Origin of the sequence: Paenibacillus sp. Soil750, from assembly GCF_001428045.1 — a bacterium.
Lineage (GTDB): Bacteria > Bacillota > Bacilli > Paenibacillales > NBRC-103111 > Paenibacillus_E > Paenibacillus_E allorhizoplanae.
This window is the reverse complement of sequence record NZ_LMSD01000040.1, coordinates 400957-418973: the sequence shown is the minus strand read 5'-3', so window position 1 is coordinate 418973 and position 18017 is coordinate 400957. Positions and strand designations below refer to the sequence as shown.

Annotated in this window: 17 protein-coding genes; 10 read left to right on the top strand and 7 right to left on the bottom strand. The window is 45.1% G+C overall.

The genetic code is table 11. The features are described 5' to 3' along the window. Positions 1-6: 6 nt before the first annotated feature. On the top strand, positions 7-255 hold the full coding sequence (locus ASL11_RS29240; RefSeq protein WP_082595934.1) for an NHLP leader peptide family RiPP precursor: 249 nt from the start codon (positions 7-9) through the stop codon (positions 253-255). On the opposite strand, the gene ASL11_RS29235 is transcribed toward ASL11_RS29240, so the two are convergent. The 4 genes from ASL11_RS29235 to ASL11_RS29220 form a co-directional block, all read right to left on the bottom strand. Continuing rightward, positions 242-2140 (bottom strand): sensor histidine kinase, encoded by a 1899-nt coding sequence (locus ASL11_RS29235; RefSeq protein ID WP_056622577.1) that lies wholly within the window; start codon positions 2138-2140, stop codon positions 242-244. The genes ASL11_RS29240 and ASL11_RS29235 overlap by 14 nt on opposite strands. 182 nt (positions 2141-2322) lie before the next feature. Then, positions 2323-3309: an ABC transporter substrate-binding protein gene (locus ASL11_RS29230; protein ID WP_056622576.1), complete on the bottom strand. Its 987-nt coding sequence runs from the start codon at positions 3307-3309 to the stop codon at positions 2323-2325. Positions 3310-3385: 76 nt separating this feature from the next. Beyond that, positions 3386-5032 carry a helix-turn-helix domain-containing protein gene (locus ASL11_RS29225; RefSeq protein ID WP_056622573.1) on the bottom strand — a complete coding sequence of 549 codons (1647 nt, stop codon included), beginning with the start codon at positions 5030-5032 and terminating at the stop codon, positions 3386-3388. A 46-nt stretch (positions 5033-5078) separates the two neighbouring features. After that, positions 5079-6044, bottom strand: a complete 966-nt coding sequence (locus tag ASL11_RS29220; protein WP_056622571.1) for a helix-turn-helix transcriptional regulator — start codon at positions 6042-6044, stop codon at positions 5079-5081. 119 nt (positions 6045-6163) lie between these two features. Here ASL11_RS29220 and ASL11_RS29215 point away from each other — a divergent pair, with 119 nt between their 5' ends. From ASL11_RS29215 to ASL11_RS29200, 4 genes are all read left to right on the top strand, one after another. Beyond that, positions 6164-6586: a DoxX family protein gene (locus ASL11_RS29215; RefSeq protein ID WP_056622569.1), complete on the top strand. Its 423-nt coding sequence runs from the start codon at positions 6164-6166 to the stop codon at positions 6584-6586. A 121-nt stretch (positions 6587-6707) separates the two neighbouring features. Continuing rightward, entirely contained in the window at positions 6708-7187 is a 480-nt protein-coding gene (locus ASL11_RS29210; protein WP_056622567.1) for a GyrI-like domain-containing protein, read from the top strand. 23 nt (positions 7188-7210) lie between these two features. Next, a complete protein-coding gene (locus tag ASL11_RS29205; protein WP_056622565.1) occupies positions 7211-7675 on the top strand; it encodes a hypothetical protein in 465 nt (154 codons plus the stop codon). 329 nt (positions 7676-8004) lie between these two features. Further along, positions 8005-8838, top strand: coding sequence for a LamG-like jellyroll fold domain-containing protein (locus tag ASL11_RS29200; RefSeq protein WP_056622563.1), 834 nt, complete (start codon positions 8005-8007; stop codon positions 8836-8838). Between the two features lie 77 nt (positions 8839-8915). Here ASL11_RS29200 and ASL11_RS29195 read toward each other — a convergent pair whose 3' ends face one another. Beyond that, a complete protein-coding gene (locus ASL11_RS29195; RefSeq protein WP_056622561.1) occupies positions 8916-11183 on the bottom strand; it encodes a helix-turn-helix domain-containing protein in 2268 nt (755 codons plus the stop codon). 332 nt (positions 11184-11515) lie between these two features. Between ASL11_RS29195 and ASL11_RS29190 the strand changes: the two genes are divergently transcribed. From ASL11_RS29190 to ASL11_RS29180, 3 genes are read left to right on the top strand one after another with little or no spacing between them, the layout of a single operon-like run. Further along, positions 11516-12409, top strand: a complete 894-nt coding sequence (locus ASL11_RS29190) for an ABC transporter permease (RefSeq protein ID WP_056622822.1) — start codon at positions 11516-11518, stop codon at positions 12407-12409. A 16-nt stretch (positions 12410-12425) separates the two neighbouring features. After that, positions 12426-13292, top strand: a complete 867-nt coding sequence (locus tag ASL11_RS29185; protein WP_056622559.1) for a carbohydrate ABC transporter permease — start codon at positions 12426-12428, stop codon at positions 13290-13292. Between the two features lie 59 nt (positions 13293-13351). Further along, a complete protein-coding gene (locus tag ASL11_RS29180; protein WP_056622557.1) occupies positions 13352-14896 on the top strand; it encodes an extracellular solute-binding protein in 1545 nt (514 codons plus the stop codon). Positions 14897-14976: 80 nt separating this feature from the next. On the opposite strand, the gene ASL11_RS29175 is transcribed toward ASL11_RS29180, so the two are convergent. Next, positions 14977-15216: a hypothetical protein gene (locus ASL11_RS29175; protein WP_056622555.1), complete on the bottom strand. Its 240-nt coding sequence runs from the start codon at positions 15214-15216 to the stop codon at positions 14977-14979. Between the two features lie 308 nt (positions 15217-15524). Continuing rightward, complete coding sequence (locus tag ASL11_RS29170) at positions 15525-16475, bottom strand: ketopantoate reductase family protein (RefSeq protein ID WP_056622553.1); 951 nt, start codon at positions 16473-16475, stop codon at positions 15525-15527. A 166-nt stretch (positions 16476-16641) separates the two neighbouring features. On the opposite strand from ASL11_RS29170, the gene ASL11_RS29165 reads away from it, so the two are divergent. Both ASL11_RS29165 and ASL11_RS29160 read left to right on the top strand, forming a co-directional pair. Then, positions 16642-17220 (top strand): TetR/AcrR family transcriptional regulator, encoded by a 579-nt coding sequence (locus ASL11_RS29165; protein ID WP_056622551.1) that lies wholly within the window; start codon positions 16642-16644, stop codon positions 17218-17220. Between the two features lie 84 nt (positions 17221-17304). Next, positions 17305-17967, top strand: coding sequence for a hypothetical protein (locus ASL11_RS29160; protein ID WP_056622550.1), 663 nt, complete (start codon positions 17305-17307; stop codon positions 17965-17967). Positions 17968-18017 lie beyond the last annotated feature (50 nt).

The window sequence follows — 18017 nt, the reverse complement described above, 5'->3', positions numbered from 1 at the left end:
GTTGTCATGTCCATGGATACGTTGAAAGTAAAGATTATTAAGAAGGCTTGGGAAGACGCAGATTTCAAGGCGCGCTTGTTGGCAGATCCCCGTAGTGCGCTGAAGCAGGACTTCGGAATTGAAGTTCCTGAAGGTATTGAGCTGAGTGTGCTGGCGGAAACACCAGCTCATTATGCGCTTGTCATTCCCCCGCAACCGGAGGAATTGGATCAATTGAAATCTGCTGGGGTACAACCGCAGATTACTTGGAACTAGGGTTGAAAACGAGAGGGAACCGGACGATGGCTTCGGTTCCTTTTCCTTTTTCACTATGGAATTTCAAGGTGCCCTCCATTACTTCGATGATACGGAAGGTAACCATCAGACCGAGGCCGGTTCCTTTGGTTTTCGTCGAGAAGTAAGGCTCTCCTAGTTTCGCGATCTGCTCCGGCTCCATGCCTTCGCCGTTGTCTGCAATGCGGATGACAGCGGTTCCTCCTTCGGCCCAGGCGTTGATAGTAATGTGGCCTTCTTCGTGAAGGGACTCGATGCTATTCTTGATGATGTTGATCAATGCTTGCTTGAACTTGGATGAGTTGCCCAGAATGATTTGAGGTTCGGGCACGTGGACATCCAGCTCCCCATTGTTCAGCAAGACCAGCGGTGTCATCATGGTTTCGATCTGGGCGAGCTCATGCTGCAAATTCAGCTCTACTAGGGTATCCAACTCCGGTTTCGCAAAGGTCAGGAAGTCCGTTATGATGCCTGACGCCCGATCCAGCTCCTGAATGGCCATGGTAAAGTAGGACTTGTCGTGCTCTACTGATTTTCCCGAGAGTAACTGCAAAAAGCCTCTTGTGACCTGAAGCGGGTTGCGCACCTCATGAGCAATGGAAGCGGCCAGTTCGCTGATGATCTGCATTTTCTCTGTCCGCTGTAGTTGGTGATTGTAAAGTTCCAACTCTTTGGAATAGGAGAGGAGCCGGGCATAGTCAGATGCAATGCGGCGGTTCAGGATCATCACCAGGGAAGCGATCAGAATAATGATGCCAATCTTCCAAAAATTAAGCATACGGAGAGTATCTATCGCGTACATCAGCAAGAGATCCGTCACACCAGATAGGGCAAGGATCAAAATGCCCAGAGAGAGGATCAGGGAATTGGGATTCTGCATGGCGTTCCGAAAGGCGAGGACGCTAATGAGAATCAGTTGTCCGATAATGAGTGGTGCACCCAACCAGAGAGTCAGGAACGCGTAGAGAGAATATAAGGGAGCCCCGATGATCTTATAACATACCATAACGATGAAGCTAATCGAATAATAGACAACAAGCCAGCGAAACACTCGCTTGATCCATGGATACCGGCCTTCGAATAGGTGGGTGACGAAGTACAGCAGGGCAGGAAATATAATATAAATAGACGTATCAAATAGAAATAAAAAAAGATGTCCAAGCTCAGGAAAATAGTAGTATGGCATATCCGAGTAGGTGATAATCAGAATGCCGCTGCACATTATGAATAGGGCAAGCGCTAGAGCAGTACTGCGTAGGGCCCGGTTCAGGTACCAGGAGCAGAGAAGCATCAAGAGCGACAGGAAAGCAAAACCTCCCCCTAGCAACAGGTCAGGCAGTTTCTTGCGGACGGCTTCCTTGGAAATTTCGGGAAGCTCGCCAAGATGGATATCGCTGCTGATGCCTGCCCGTTCCTTCGCCGTGAGCCGCAGGTAGAGATCGCTGGTTATCTCAGTATGGTCAAGCGGCAGTTGTAGAGGGGTGCGCTCGAAGTCAAAGCTACGATTGGCCTGATAGACGGGTTTGCCGTTCTCATAAATCATTATGTTCATGGCGTACAAGGGTTCAATATACAGTCCAGGTTTGGATAGGTTGGACGTCGGGGGGACAGTCAGGTGAATCCATGCGCCGACCTTCCCATTGGGGATAGTAACAAATGGGTGCTCAACCGTGGCAGACAGCCACTCTCCGTCTATGTCAGGTGGGGCGTCTTCCTGAGCTCCAACTGGAATCCATTGCACTTTCCAGGTGGTTATTGGAGTACTGGCGGAATCCTCCGATGAACTTATATAGGGATACAGGAGCAATGCCAAGAAGGCAGCGCCGCCAAATGTGAGTAGTAACAAGATTAATTGAAAACGCTTCATTTGTGCACCTCGTGGGAATAATCCAGTATTTTCATGTATGCCTATAATTTCGACAAAATTGTGTATAAATCCTTTCGTTGCCGACAAATTTTTACAAATCCCACGACATGCCAAAAGACCCACTTCACAACCGTAAACGAACGGATAGAAGAGGGTCTGTATTCAGATTAGGGTATTAAATTCTATCGGCCAGCCAGAATGGCATCAGCCAAGATATCGATCTGATTCTCGACGGCAATAGGATCATCGTTATACAAGTAATTATAGTTAACTACGTGGACGTTTCCATTTTTGACTGCTTTTAAATTTTTCCAGAGAGGGCTGCTCTCTAGTTCTTTAAGAACAGTCGAAGTACCCTCAGGGTCATAGGTCGTCAAGATAATGTGATCCCCTGCAAATTCGGGTAGAACTTCGTAAGAGATTTCACGATACCACTCTTTGGCATTGCGGAATTCTTTATCTACTTTGGGAGCAGGTGTCACTTGCAGACCTTCATACAAAGCGTAGCCTCCCATATTGACAAACCCATATACGCGCAGTTTATTTTTCCAAATGTTGAGAATGGTGAAAGTCTCATCCTTGCTAATTTTGCTGGAAACCTTTTTCCGAGCTGCTTCTACTTTCGTATCAAATTGCGTAATCCATTGTTCCGCTTCAGCTTTTCGCCCCAGAATGTCTCCAAAGATGCGTACAGAATCCTTGGGACCGCCACTTAGTTCCAACGGCACAGTTGGAGCGATCTTGGAGAAATTATCGTATTTCGAAGCTCCCCAGGAAATGATAAGATCGGGCTGCAACTCAACGATCTTCTCCAGTGATTTTCCAATGCTCTCTGTGCCATCTTTCTTAATGAAGGGATGATTCTTGAGTACGAAATCATCTGTCCCAACAGGCTTAAGCCCAAGGGCAACGAGTTGGCCATAGTACCAGTCAGTGACTACACGTTCTGCTTTGACAGGAATTTCGGAGGTACCTGACATATGTTTATAGGATCGAGTTTTCGCTTCTGTATTCGGCTTACCCGTTTCCTTAGTAGCGTCTACTGATTGGTTATTGGCCGTTGGTGTTCCCGCGGCATTGCTGGTTTCCTTTGCATTACTGCAAGCGACAGTCCCCCCAACCATCATGATGATGATGAAACAAATTAGTACGATTCTCTTTCTACCCATTACCTATTGCCCTCCTGTATATAATGATTCTCATTCTCATTTACAATGATAACAAGATCATTCACCCATGTACATGTCAGATTAATCTCTGTTTCTTTGGATAATTGGGCAAAAGGTAATGGATGACATCATGTAGTTGGGCATCTAGTGCAGCTGGCCCGTAACCGTACCATTTGGTCATATCCACCGGATAAACACATTGTTGCTTCCCGGCAGTTAAGGCAAGCCACTCAGGGCTTCCCTTCATGGTCACTGCACGTTGTTTGGCAGCTTGATTATTCTCAATGGATACAAAGTAATAATCGGCATCGTAACGGCTTAAGTCAGAGATAGAAAACTCAGGGTGCTCTAACCCTTGAGCGTACATGGACGCAACAGCCTGAGGGCGTTTTAGCTGCAGAATGTCATAGAGTAAATCTGCCCCCATGTATCCGTAGGCATAAATCAGTGAACGATTACTGCGCACATTCATTATGGCAACTGTGGCGTGAGGATCCAGTGTTCGACGCAAAGCTTCCCGCACTTGTCCTGCTCTGTGATCGAAGGATTCCAACCAGTTGCGTGCCTGCTGCTCCATACCCGTTATCTGGGCAACACTCATAAAATGCTGCTTCCAAGTAACACCGCGCCACGGAATCTGAATGACAAGACCCGCCTGGTGATAGCGTTCAATATGTTGGTATTCATCGCCTTCTACTAGAGGATGCAAAATGATATCAGGCTTGACGTTCTGGAGTACCTGCAGCCGTCTCGCATGCTCGGTTTCCCAATAGAGCGGTTGAAACGAACGTGAGCCTTGTAATAGTTGAAACTGATCATTCATCCAAGTATCTGTAATGGCTGCACAAGGCTTAACGCCAAGCGAGAGCAAGTCCAGTGTATAAGCATGGTCCAGGGATGCGACTGTATGGGGTTTACGTAGATATATCGTAGGGGACATTCCTGTGACTTGCTTGAATTTACGGCTTAAATAGAACTCATCGGCATAACCCACTTGGTGAGCAACTTCGTTTAACGATTGTCGGGATTGCAGCAAAATAGTCTTAACCTTGTCAATGCGTATACGATTAAGATATTCCGTAAAGGTAGAGCCTGTACGCTGCTTAAAGCTTAGCGTGAATTGCCGAAGGCTTAAACCGGATAGGCGTACAACATCATTTCGTTTGATTTTGCGCTCATAATGCGTGTGCACATAAGAAATGACCTGCTCGATACCATCCAGCGGTTGAGTAAAAGAAAGGCAATCGGGCTGTTCGAGTGCCCAGCATGCATCAGCAAAAAGGGAAAGGAATTGGGCTTGTAGAGGCAGACGCTGTGATAGGCTGTTATAAAGTCGATTTTCGTATGAATCGTATAGGGAGGACACTTGATCAAGCAGAGCCGAATGGCTCAGTTTAGCAAGCATCGGCATAAACGGGGGGTCCGTGGACGATTCCTCGCCCATCCAATCGTAGTTGCAGGCATAGAAATGAATCTGCTCGGTAGATGATGAAAGATTCTCTATCAGATCCTCATTTTGAATATGAATGGATGTATGGGGTGGTAGATATACACAACCGATGCCTTCAAGCCTGTGTGTGTGATTGTTAATCGTAAGTATAACTGAACGTGCATGTATAAATAATAAACTATAGGCATCCCGATAATAGTGAAAGCCCTCGGTGTGCAAAGCTTCTGTGTACATCGACATGTTTTTAAGAACAGGAAGTCCTGAATGCTTCATAACGAGTGCCAGCTCCTTCTATGATGCCTCTTCTTCATTAATCAATTTACTTATTCGTGAAAAGAACCATTCTCTCCTGTAAACCTTCCATAACCTCTTTAGGCACTTCCCTAATCTTGATATCTCCACCTAAGAAAAGCAGCCAATTTGTGACTTCAGCCAACTCATCCGAGTGATGAACATGGACGAAAGTCTTTAAAATAGCCGTAGACTGATAAGGATTCGTGTATGAAATTGACATTTTTAACGGATGGTACTTTTTGAACTGGGCAATCGCTTTTGGACCTAGTTCAAGGACAAGATTGACGACTTTTTCCTGCTTGCTTAGTTGTTCTATAATCTTCTTTTTGGTTATTCTTTTTTTCCCAGAGTAGGGTGTAACATCGGTGAGATTGTCGACAGGAATAATTCGCCTCTTCTCTTCCTCTAGGTCATAGCCTTCAATTTGCCAAGAGCTTTTTTCACGATATAAGTGCAGCAGATAGATGGGATAAGTCTCAATTTCCCTCCCTACTTCAACGGAAACCACTAAGTAGCTATCCATAATAATGATTTGGATAAGTTGTTCTAACATAGGATGGGGCAGATCTGACAGATCAAGCAGGTCGGGATTGTGGGGGTTGGTTCCCTCAAATAGCAAGATTTGATTTAAGATAACAAGATCATCTTGCTGGTTTTCCGAGATGAGTCCGAGTAATTTTTCCGCTAAAGAGTGGCGACTCTTCAGATAGGGAAGTTGTTGATTTCTAGTGGCCATGAAGGCAATAAAAAGGGCTTTGATCTCATTATCGGTAAAGCGGACAGTCGGTAGGACGGAATTTTTCATGACAAAATAACCCCCATCCCTACCGACTTCGGCGACAAGCGGCATTCCCATCGTCTCAATTTCTCTGATATCTCTAATGGCTGTCGAACGAGAGATATTAAATTCCTGCATAATCTCAGAAATAGTAAAGTGGGCGCGGTTATTGATATACCGCATGATGATGTTAATTCGTTCTACTTTTTTCATCGGGTCCTCTAAACAGTATCATTTTTTGACATGGTTTAAGGTTATTATAAACGTATCAAGTGAAAAAACAAATCACTTCCAGTTGTTAAGAAGTAAACAGGATCAGAGGAGGAATGAAAATGAGTACAATTATAAGGAATGAAAAAATGGCGAAAGTAGAGTCCCGCCCTTTTGGACGGGTGGCCGCTTATTGGGCAGTCACAATCATACTTGCATTCTCAATTGCATTAAGCGGTATCGGGCAACTAATGCGATATGGGGGGAATGTCGATCTAGTGACCGATATTGGTTTTCCGTTATATATCACAAACATTCTCGGAACTTGGAAGTTGCTTGGCGTCATTGCAATCGTAATGCCAGGTTTCCCTCGGCTTAAGGAATGGGCTTATAGCGGTATCTTTTTTCTAATGACTGGTGCGGCCTTATCTCATGTGTTCGCTAACGATTACGGTGATTACGGATTCCATATTATTCTTCCGCTTTTCTATGCCGCGCTTAGTATCGCCTCTTGGGCGTTGCGTCCGAAAAGCCGCAAACTTTAATAGGTAGTAGAGATTTCAATGGAACTTCTAAACAGTATCATATTTTGACATGATTTAAGGTTAATATAAACATATCAAGTAAAAAAATATTTCATTAATTTGAAAAAAGGAGATTTTAATTATGACAATGTATACCCTTGAGGAAAAAGACAGCTTTATCGTTCTAGGTATTGGCACGGAGCTGAAGAGCAATTACACAGATTATGCCGGTATCAACAAGGAGAAGGAAAGCTTTTGGCGGGCAGTAGAGCAAGATGGAAGGCTTGACGCATTAAAAGCGATTGCCACGAACGACTACATTTTTGCCGTGAACGAAGCGGTAAATCACAAGATGATGTACTATGCTGGTGTCATGACAGGAGCATCGGTACCGGAAGAACACAGAGTTATTCAATTCCCTAAGGGACAATACCTCGTGGTTAAAGGTGAAGGGAAGACGGCAGAAGAGTTGAGTAATAGGCTGACTGGCATTGCCTTTGGTCAAGTTTTGCCGGAAGCACAAAATTTCGCCTATGTAGGCGGGCCAAATACAACGGTTGAGATGGGGCAGCGAGACGGCCTCGTCTATGGTGAAGTATGGATTCCTGTTATTGGGAAATAAGCGAGGTTATTGGAGGGATGAGCGTGTCTCAAATCGTTGATTTTAAAAATGTGTCTATGGTGGGTTTAGAGTCTTCACCAGTAGCAGAAGCGCTTGCTGGTTTACGTGCGAATGAAGCCCGTTACTTTATGAATAAATACAAACATGAATTTTCGGTTATACCCGCTAGCGAAAGTCAGGAGAACCTTGATTATGTGAACCGCGTTTTGAAAGAACGTGATATCACGTTTGCGGCCAAACCTTTAGAAACGTCGCGTTTTCAAGTGGAAAATATCCAATTTACTTACGTCTTTTATGAGGATGGTCTGGGGATCAATGTCATGTATACGGTTGATGACCCTAAGAAGCGGGCTGTTGGTTTTAAGCTTTCTGAGGGGATGGAAGTACCTAAGGAATTGGAAGAGAAGAAATTTAAATTTGCTAGACAGAAGTCCAAGTTAGCTGGGACCATTCGAGGTTCGTTCTTTGTCATAAAAGGGCAATATTAAAGTAAGTATAAGCGAAAATAGAAAAAGTCTGAATGAACTCCCACAGCTACGTTGCGGGGATTCAATCAGACTTTTTTATTTATGGTCGGACTAGCGTGTCCATGCTTCGCATTTTTATTGATTATGACGAATTGTTTGGCTGGAGTAAGATTTCATCATCATCCCAAAACCAAGCCATTTTGAAGTAAGCCCCTTCCCGATAAGATGAAAATAACGACGGAGAAGGGAGGGAAGTGGAACGACTAACGATAGAGTTAAGCGAAACTGGTAAAACTAGCGCAGGTGCAACCAAGCAAGTGATTTGCCAATAGGAGAGGAGACGATTGACAATGAGTAACGCTTTATCAATTCGTATGTCCAAGCTTGCGGTTTCTTTGATGACAGCTTTCCTACTTTCGGCCTGTTTCAATGTATCTTCATTCGTCCATGCAACCTCCACCTACGATACGGCCGTACTGGCTGACAACCCCGTTGGATATTGGCCCTTATCCTCCGCGGTAACGGCTGATCAATCGGGGAACGGTTTGAACGGTACGTTTACTGGAAGCCCGACGAACACGACGATGCCAAATGGGGATGCAGCTCCGGTATTCAACGGAACGAATCAATATTTTACAATTCCTGATAATGATTATCTGGAGGTTACGCGCACAGGGATCTTAACCGTCGAAGCCTGGATGCGGCCGGATACGCTACAATTTACAAACTATGAGAGTAGTGGGTATGTGCATTGGATGGGCAAGGGGACATCCGGGCAGCATTCTTGGGTGGCTAGAATGTACAATCAGACAAACACCGAAAACCGTCCAAACCGCATCAGCGGGTATTCGTTTAATTTGAGCGGCGGCTTAGGCGCAGGCTCCTACTTCCAGGATACGGTGACCGCCGGTCAATGGATTCACTACACCTTAGTGATTAATACCGTAAATACGAACTCAACATACACAACGGGTTACACCAAGGTGTTTAAAAACGGCGTCCTACGTGATCAAGACAAGCTGTCTGACTACAGTATCGTACCCGGAAACGGCACGGCTCCGATGCGCATCGCCACGCGAGATCTCGCATCGTACTTCCAAGGTGCAATCGGCAAAGTTGCTGTGTACGATTATGAGCTGACGCCTACCCAGTTGGCTGCGCATTACAGCGCGATGACCAATTAAGTGATAGCTGCGCATAAGGCAGCTTAGAAATTAATAAGGACGATCCTCCAAAGTAATTTGGTCAGGATCGTCCTTTTTTAGTTCATACGAGCTCGCCTGAACTCGCTGGGCGTAATGCCCGTATGCTTTTTAAACATGCGGTTGAAGGAAGCAATCGTGTAATAGCCGACAAGCGTAGAGACGTCCTGAATTTTGAGATCCGTCTTCTCCAGCAGCTCCATCGCTTTATTCATGCGCACCGTATTGACATAATCGCTAAAATTAATGTCGGTCTTTTCTTTAAAATACGTCGACAGATAGGCGCCTGTAATGTTGAGCTTATCCGCTAACAAGTCCAGCGATAGATCGCTGCCGAAATGCTCATTGACGTAGTTCGTTACGAAACTGGTAATGTGGTCGGTCGCTTCTTTCTTCTGACGAATATCGGAGGCGGACTGTGTCAGGATTTCCTTGAAAAACTGCTGAAATTGTTCTAGCGTGCGGCAATTCCTGAGAATATCCGCAGGGCTCCTCTTATCATCCAGCAAGGAGATCGGATTATGGCTGGAATAGAGCGTTTTAATAATCAAGTTGACGATTTCCTTGGCAAGGTCATGAATTTGCGCGTAGGAAGCGCCTCGTTTGACGGCGAGCTCTAACGTTTTTGAAACGATAGGAATTGTGATCGCGGGGTTACCGGAAGTCAAATTCGCCGTGAATTCTTTCATATTAGCCGGTGTGAACCAGAGATCTGGAGGTAGCGTTTCCTTGTCCCGAATGATTTGGACACCTTCCCCAAGTTTCCGTTGTTTGGCTAACAGCAGCGTGTTCTCAAAAGCTTCGTTGAAAATAAACGCATTGTCATGGACAGGACTCACGGCAATCGTGACGGAACAATAGGAAGCATCCAGTTCAAATATTTTTTTAATATCAAGCAGTAGATTGTCTAGTACGGAAAGTTCGGAATCGTTTGTAAAAATAATCGTTAGAATTTGATCCTTCTCAATTTGGAAGGTCAAGGCATCTTTATAGGCCTGAATAAACTGCGATTGAACGAATTCCTTAATGTAATATGAGGCGCGATTAGGATCCATGTCCATGGCAGCTAACTGGTTGTCGATATACATGAGCTGGTAGAGAACGATGACATAAGGTTTTTCGGAATCAATGGATATTTTCGCGTCCTCAATATCGGTGTGAATCATTTTCACCTTATTTAAGTAGGCGTAGTGCTTGAGCAGGGAATTTTTGCTTAGTAAGTCACGGTTAATCGTTTCATTGGTCAGAAATAAATCATGCAGCTTCTGGCTAATGACATTGAACTCGCGAATGGGACTGACAAAGGGAGCGCTTTGGTGACGATCCATCTGTTGAATGGAACTGATGATGGTGGTGAGCGGGTTGTTAAACCGTTTGGCAAAGAGAATTGAAATGCTGACTCCGATGATTATAGAAAGAAAGATCAGCCCAATCATAAACACATTGAGTTTGAAGAACTGCTCGGAAATGGTAGCGAAAGGCACGATCAGCACATAGGTGTTTCCGGTCACTGCACCTTGTTTGTAGAAATAATAATTGGTGCCTTCCAAATAATAGCCGGAGCTGTCAGTATGCGGCTTCAATTGCAGTGGATCCTTCCGACTGGATACGGAGTACGTTGTACCCCCAGCATCATCCAGAATGTAGAAGCCGGAGTCTGCTTGGAAATGGCTGAAGGCATCAAACATTTGATCACTGTCTAGCAAGGCTATAATGGCGAAGCCGTCCGTAGCGGCGCTTTTGAAAAGAACGGGATTAAACTTCCCAAAGCTTCTAGTAGAGAAGCTTGTACTTTCTTGGAATTCCGCAGAAGGGTACACCCGGAAGGAGAGCGAAGATTTTGCGGTTTCCGTTGACCAGAACTGCTCTGGATAAATGGGGGACGTATAAAATTTGCTGAACATCATTTGCGCATCTCGGGAGCCATCTTTATCGATAACAAAGTCACGGTTCGGAAAGTAATAGATGATGTTATATAAAGAAAGCTGATTGTTCGCTAACACATTTTGCAGCTCGCGTTGAACCTGACTCGAAACATAAAAGTCGAGCTTCTGCGGATTGTTTTTAAGAGCTTCGGTATGGGTGTTGAAGTATAGGCTGACCAGCAGGCTTTTAATTAACGAAATGTTTTTTTCATAGCTGGCTACGGTCGTCTCGAGATTCAGAGAGCTGTTCTTAATAATTTCTTCGCGAATACTGCTTCGAAAGAAGGTAAAGGAGGCTACATTAAAGGATACGAGCAGCAAAATGATGATAATGAAACTGATCAATAGTCGGTAGAACAAGGAACTGCTGTATCTTTTTCTAGGGACATAGGTGGTTTGCATGGTCGTCTCCTTTCGCTAGCCAGTAGTATGTGGAAATTATAGCATGGTGAAATTCATGGTGTGAGAAAAAATTTACAATTCCTTATATGAATTTTTACGATTCTTATTATTATTCTCGATTTAGAGAAATTTGCGAATGAGTCGATGAGGAAGTGGATAGTCGGCATGGTGTTTTTCCGATACGATGGGCTTGTCGATACAGAGCCTTCATAACCGAGGGGGCAACCCACATTGAGAAAAAGGAGAGATGACTATTGCGTACGAACCCATCGGCCGCCACGACACAGACGTCTGTTTCGCAAACGAATCTCCGGTCGAAAAGAAGTACCTATCTGAAGCAGTGGAAACGAGGAAAATACTTATTTCTCCTCTTCCTTCCTACCTTGTTGTTTTATTTACTTTTTAAGTACGTTCCTATGTTCGGATTAGTCATTTCTTTAAAAAACTACAATTTGTTTAAGGGTGTCTGGGCAAGTGAATGGGTCGGATTCAAGTATTATAAGCTGTTTTGGGAAAATCCCGACTTCTTTAAGCTCATCTACAACACGTTTATGCTCGGGATCTACAGGCTAATCTTTGGCTTTCTTGCACCGATTCTACTGGCGCTGCTCCTAAATGAAGCGAGGCACGCGTTCTTCAAACGATTTGTACAAACGGTCAGTTATTTGCCTCATTTCATATCCAATGTGGTGGCAGCGAGCATGGTACTCATGTTCCTTTCGCCTTCCAGTGGGATCGTCAACCACCTGATTCAAGTCTTCGGCTTTGAGCCGATTAACTTCATGGTGATGCCCGGGATGTTCCGCTCGGTCTATGTGATTTCGGAAATTTGGCAGCATGTCGGCTGGGAGACCATCATTTATCTGGCAGCTTTGACGTCGATTGATCCTCAGTTGTATGAAGCGGCGGAAATGGATGGTGCGAGCAGGTGGAGGAAAATAGCGAATGTCACACTCCCGGGCATTACACCGGCTATCGTCATCGTCTTTATTCTAAATGTCGGGCACGTTCTCGATATCGGTTTCGAAAAAGTGTTTCTGCTCTATAATCCCGCCATCTATGAAACGGCTGATATTATCAGCACTTATGTGTACCGCACGGGGATTGGTCAGGGCAATTACAGCTATGCGACGGCGATTGACTTTTTTACAGGGATCGTCAGTTTAGTCTTCATATACTCGGCCAACTGGATCAGCCGAAGAGTCGGCGAGACCAGCTTGTGGTAGAAAGGAGGTACGCTTTATGAAAACGAAATTTGGTGTGGCTGACCTACTGATCATCCTTGTGCTGTTTGGGGTGGTTGCTGCAACGCTGTACCCCTTTGTTTATATGTTGGCGGTCTCGTTCAGCGATAGTACGCACATTTTGAAAGGCGAGATTACGCTTTGGCCAAAAGGATTCAACGTGGAAATGTACAAAATCGTCTTACACGATCCGCGTATTTCCTCCGCCTATATCAATACCATTCGATATGTACTAGTGGGGACCTTGGTCTCGCTAATTATGACAGCTATGGGTGCGTTCGCGATCTCCAAGAAAGAGCTGCCGCATCACAAGCTGTTTACACTGCTTATTGTGTTTACGATGTTTTTCAGCGGTGGTATGATTCCGACTTTCCTGGTGGTCAAAAGCTATGGCTTGGTAGATAGCCTGTGGTCTATGGTGTTACCAACGGCTGTCAGTACGTGGAATCTCATTGTGATGCGAACTTTTTTCTCCGCAATGCCCAAAGAGTTAGAGGAATCGGGTAAAATGGACGGATTGACAGATATCGGCATTTTCTTTCGGCTCGTGCTGCCGCTTTCCAAAGCGGTACTTGCCACCATCGGACTTTTCTATGCCGTTGGCATCTGGAATAACTTTTATTCCGCCTTACTCTACCTGCGCAATCAGGATATGTTCCCCCTGCAAGTTGTTCTACGCAATATCGTCTTGCAAGGGCAGATCAACTCAGCGAACGTGTCCAGCGTAGGCGGCGATAATTTGGTCGTTGATGATGCCTTGAAATTTACAACGATCCTTGTTTCCACCGTACCGATCCTCCTTGTGTATCCGTTTCTGCAAAAATACTTCGTCAAGGGGGTGATGATCGGTTCGGTGAAAGGTTAGTTCATATTCAGTAATAAAAAGGCTGTGGGTCTAAACAAATGAAAAGGGAGATGGGTTCTATGAATAAAACAGTAAAAGGGTTGTCAATTTGTTTAGCTTTGGGACTATCTATGACGGCAATCGCCGGTTGTTCGACGAGTACGAACGAGACATCGACGGCAGCGCCTTCTGCCAGTACGGGGACAACAGCTTCAGCTCCTGCGCAAGTGGTCAAACAAACCTTTAACGTGCTCAATTATTCGAATCCAAGCTGGCCTTATAATAAAGACAATATTTCCTGGAAATTAATCGAAGAGAAAACAGGCGTCTCCCTGAATGTGCAGCTGCCGTCCGGAAAGCTGGATGACGCGCTAAGCGTTACAATTGCCTCAGGTAATTTGCCGGATATGATGATGACGCAGGACAAAAAGCTGGCAGATAAGTACGGACAGCAAGGTGCGCTAGTGAATATTTTGGACTATGTCAACGAGATGCCGAACTTGAAGAAATGGATGGAAAAGTATCCTGTTGATACGCAAAATACGATTTCATCAGATGGCAAAATGTATATGTTCCCGAATGCGGGAATCGGGGAAACGAATCGCATGATATGGATGTATCGCGATGATGTGTTTAAGAAGTTGGGGATTTCCGAGCCAAAAACGTGGGATGACTTGTATGCAGCGCTTAAGAAGATAAAAGAAGCTTATCCAAAGAGCTATCCGCTTTCATTCCGAAACGGCTTGCAGCGTCTCTTGAATTTTGCTCCAGCCTTTGGCACGGGTTCGGATGTGTACTATGATTTTGATAAAAAAGAATGGCGCTATGGTCCGCTGGAAGACAATTACAAGCAAATGATTGTGTATTTAAATAAATTTTATAAAGAAGGCCTCATTCCGCCTGATTTCTTGTCTGCAGATACGAAGCTATGGCAGGACCTGATGTCTACGGAACGAGCCTTCGTTACCGTCGATTACATCGGACGGATTGACTTCTTTAACTCGGCATTGCGCAAAGATAAACCGGAATTTAATCTGGCTTTCATGGGAGCGCCGACCGGATTTGCAGGTGCGCCTGCCAAAAATGCGTTCACGCAGTATTTGGACGAAGGCTTCATGATTGCAACATCTTCGAAAAAAATCAAAGAGATTATGAAGTTCATGGATTTCTTCTACAGTGAGGAAGGTAAAACGCTGGCCAGCTGGGGGAAAGAAGGCGTCACGTACAAAACGGAAAATGGCAAGAAGCAGTTCATTGAGAAATATGCGGATGTAGCGGACATGAGAAAGAAAACTGGTATTTCTACGGATGGCACCTATGCGTGGTTCGATTATGATGCTCATCTTTCCCTGTCTTCGCCAGAGCTCCAGAAGGCTTATCAAGAAGCGCCGAAATATGATAGTCTGCAGCAGCCGCGCCCGGCTTTCACAAGCGCAGAGATGGAAACCCTCTCTCTTTCCGGGGATACCATTATGAAGAAACGCGATGAGAATATCTCCAAGTTCATTGTTGGTGAGCGCAGTCTGGAAGATTGGCCGAAATATGTGAGCGACATGAAAGCGCTAGGCGTTGATAAAATGGTGGACATTTACAAAAAAGCGTATGATCGGGCTTTGAAAAAATAAAGTTTGAGGATCGTAATTACTTCATCTTCACAATCCCAAGACCCTAAGTAGGGTCTTTTTATTTTTTCATATCGTGCAGATTATCCAACACCATCACTTTCTAACAAGGAATAAAAATTATCGCGGTCTTCGTCATCGAACTTGCCTAGCGTCCGTACCCTGATAAATTCATGTCCACCAAACATGTCTAATTCCTCGCCATGCCTATTGTAGAGCGCGAGCACATGACCATCCTGATCCAACTCCATGTACCCGTAACAAGTTACTTCAGGTTCTTCACCATAAAGGAGCACGAATCTAATTTTGTCCACGCTGTTCATGCAGCGCCTCCATTTCTATCCTTGGTGTGTATATTTCTTATTTCCCCAATGACCTGAAACAAATTTTACTTGAAACCGGATGAATTGGAAAAAGGGAAATCACTCTTCATTCGCGGAAATACATTCATATTTCGAAAGTATAAGGGGGGATCCTCCGTTATGTCGCATATTCGCACATTATCTCTTGACGCGATGAGATTTGAGGAGTATTATATCGTGCCAGTTAACTGTACAAAATACATCAACAAAAAGACCGACTTTTCGAAGTGCCTTGGCACCGAATCGTCAGCCTGTTGTGTAAAGTTTACTTATTTGAAATGCCCCTCCATAGCCTCCAGCCGCGGAAGCGATACACCGAGCTTGCGTGCTTCAACCAGAACATCATTAGGGAAGTGAGCGAATGATTCGCGTGAGATGTAGGCTGTGCGCTCCATTCTGTCCATGATGGCCGCGGGTACGGAGTTGCCTTTCAATAATTTGAAAGCGGCATAACCGATCAAACCGGCGGGGAGTCGCATCGCGAGTGCAGTGCCTAGACCGATTATACCTCCTTTAGCTGTGATTAGTGGAAGCATCTCGCGCATGAGCAATATCGCATTGGCAACTTTTTTTGGAGATTGATACAGGTTGCTATAACTGCCTTCTTTCAACGCCTGAGCTGCCATTCCTGCATTCAAAATGAAATGGAACCAATACCAGACGCGTATATCTTTTTGCCAGGAAAACGAAAATCCCGCCTGCCGGAAAAGCTCCACGACACGTTGATGCCTCGTTGCAGAAGCCGCGGTTGCTTCGGTTTGCAAATAGATCGATTTCATAAAGCCGCCTTCTAACTTATTATGGCTGCTAAACCCCCCGCCACCGCCAGGGAAGCCCCAAATGATCTGGTCCATAGGCAGGCCCTTTGCAAAGATAGGTAGATCCTGCCAGACATTATTGAAAAGTAGGATGGTTGCTTTCCCTACATGTGGACCAATGACTTTCACTACATCCTCAAACTGATTATGGTTGACGCTGAGTACGATTAGGTCATAGTCATGATCAGGTGTAAGCTCCTCACGCATCCGAATCGGCCATTCTTCCTTAACAGGAACGCCTTTAAAGCTTGTTCGGCCATCCAGAATATCTAAATCGATAAAAGGACCGAATTGCTCTTTTCGCCCTGGTCGAACATAAAACTCCACTTCGTGTCCCGCTTTTTCAAATGCCCATCCGTACTGTGCAGAAATAAAGCCGCGACCAAACATTAATATTTTCATAGGTAGGCTCCTTGAATAGTTTTTAAATTTTAATGCATGTATTTAAAAACAAATATATCTTGAGGCGTCGCAGTAAGTCAATAAGTTTTTAAATATGTTTCATTACGTTTAAAAACTTATCAATTTGTGAGATAATACATGTATCATTGTTAAAAGGGGTATCCGTGTGAACAAATACGAAATCAGAACGAATCAGAAGAAAGAGGCGATTATCCAATCGGCGCTCGAGCTATTCCGAGAGAAAGGTTACACGAATGTCAGCATTAATGAGTTGGCAGCCACCTCGGGAGTGTCTTCTGTGTCGATTTACAATTATTTTGGAAGCAAAGAGGGATTGGTTAAGGAATGCGCGCGGATCCTATTGCGGGAAACGACACAAGCAGTGGATCGTTTGCTGAACGAGGGTATTGGCTTCAAAGAGAAGCTGATGCAGGCTGTGGCGCTTTGTGCCGAGATGCCGAATAAACTAATGGAGCAGTATTTCTCCAAGGAAGCGATAGACGATCAGGTGTTTGTCGAACTATTCAGCAAAAGCTCGGGCGAGATTCGGATGGATATACTAGGCGCATTCATAGATAGCGGTAGGGAGGAAGGGGCAATCGATGCTTCCATTTCTACAGAGACCGTGTTGGAGTTTCTACAGGCCGTAGGTGGCATGCAGAGTCAATGGGTAACTGCTTCCGAATATAAGGAAAAAGTCGGTGAATTGTATAAGCTTATGCTATACGGCCTGATCGGGCGTTGAGGGCATGCTTGATAATTTTCTTCTAGCATATTGCTTCATAGTTTTATATAATACCACCAAATAAGAGATGGGGGTGACAGGTGCGTGCGGAAACACTGGATTGAAGTAATTGAAGGACAATTGCTTCCGGATTTGCAGATTGCCAGTGAGCGACCCTATGACCCGATCGTTGTTTATCATGTCCCTAAGCCGTGGCAGCTAGTTGGAGCGGGAAATTACGCGGCCGTGCTGATGCATCCAAGCTATCCGGATATGGTGGTAAAGGTATACGCGCCGGGACGGCCGGGCATAGAGGATGAGAAAGAAATATATCGACGGTTGGGTAAGCACCCAGCTTATTCCGAATGTCTGCATGCGGGTGATACGTATCTTGTGCTGCGTCGATTAACGGGTGTCACGCTGTATCAAAGTTTGTTGCGCGGCATCCCGATTAAGCGTCAGGTGCTGAACGATATCGATGAAGCGCTGAAATACGCGGTAAGCCGAGGACTGACACCACATGATGTACATGGCAAGAATGTGATGCAGCTGGACGGTCGAGGCTTGGTCGTTGACGTATCGGACTTCTTGAAAGAGGACGATTGCACGATGTGGGACGATTTGAAGCGCGCCTACGATCGCTTTTATTTCCCATGGCTGCGCAGGATGCCGCTTCCAGAGTTCTTGCTGCACTTAGTTCGGCGAGGCTACCGGAAATACCGCAGATGGGCGCGACCTTCAGGTGAGTTACACAAGAAGGGTATGTAAAATGGTATAATTGAAGGAGCTTGCCGCGGCCAGCTCCTTTTGTATTTTTG

Coding starts and splice junctions, on each gene's coding strand:
- ASL11_RS29240 (WP_082595934.1), top strand. CDS start 7: ATGTCCATGGATACGTTGAAAGTAAAGATTATTAAGAAGGCTTGGGAA.
- ASL11_RS29235 (WP_056622577.1), bottom strand. CDS start 2,140: ATGAAGCGTTTTCAATTAATCTTGTTACTACTCACATTTGGCGGCGCT.
- ASL11_RS29230 (WP_056622576.1), bottom strand. CDS start 3,309: ATGGGTAGAAAGAGAATCGTACTAATTTGTTTCATCATCATCATGATG.
- ASL11_RS29225 (WP_056622573.1), bottom strand. CDS start 5,032: ATGAAGCATTCAGGACTTCCTGTTCTTAAAAACATGTCGATGTACACA.
- ASL11_RS29220 (WP_056622571.1), bottom strand. CDS start 6,044: ATGAAAAAAGTAGAACGAATTAACATCATCATGCGGTATATCAATAAC.
- ASL11_RS29215 (WP_056622569.1), top strand. CDS start 6,164: ATGAGTACAATTATAAGGAATGAAAAAATGGCGAAAGTAGAGTCCCGC.
- ASL11_RS29210 (WP_056622567.1), top strand. CDS start 6,708: ATGACAATGTATACCCTTGAGGAAAAAGACAGCTTTATCGTTCTAGGT.
- ASL11_RS29200 (WP_056622563.1), top strand. CDS start 8,005: ATGAGTAACGCTTTATCAATTCGTATGTCCAAGCTTGCGGTTTCTTTG.
- ASL11_RS29195 (WP_056622561.1), bottom strand. CDS start 11,183: ATGCAAACCACCTATGTCCCTAGAAAAAGATACAGCAGTTCCTTGTTC.
- ASL11_RS29185 (WP_056622559.1), top strand. CDS start 12,426: ATGAAAACGAAATTTGGTGTGGCTGACCTACTGATCATCCTTGTGCTG.
- ASL11_RS29180 (WP_056622557.1), top strand. CDS start 13,352: ATGAATAAAACAGTAAAAGGGTTGTCAATTTGTTTAGCTTTGGGACTA.
- ASL11_RS29175 (WP_056622555.1), bottom strand. CDS start 15,216: ATGAACAGCGTGGACAAAATTAGATTCGTGCTCCTTTATGGTGAAGAA.
- ASL11_RS29170 (WP_056622553.1), bottom strand. CDS start 16,475: ATGAAAATATTAATGTTTGGTCGCGGCTTTATTTCTGCACAGTACGGA.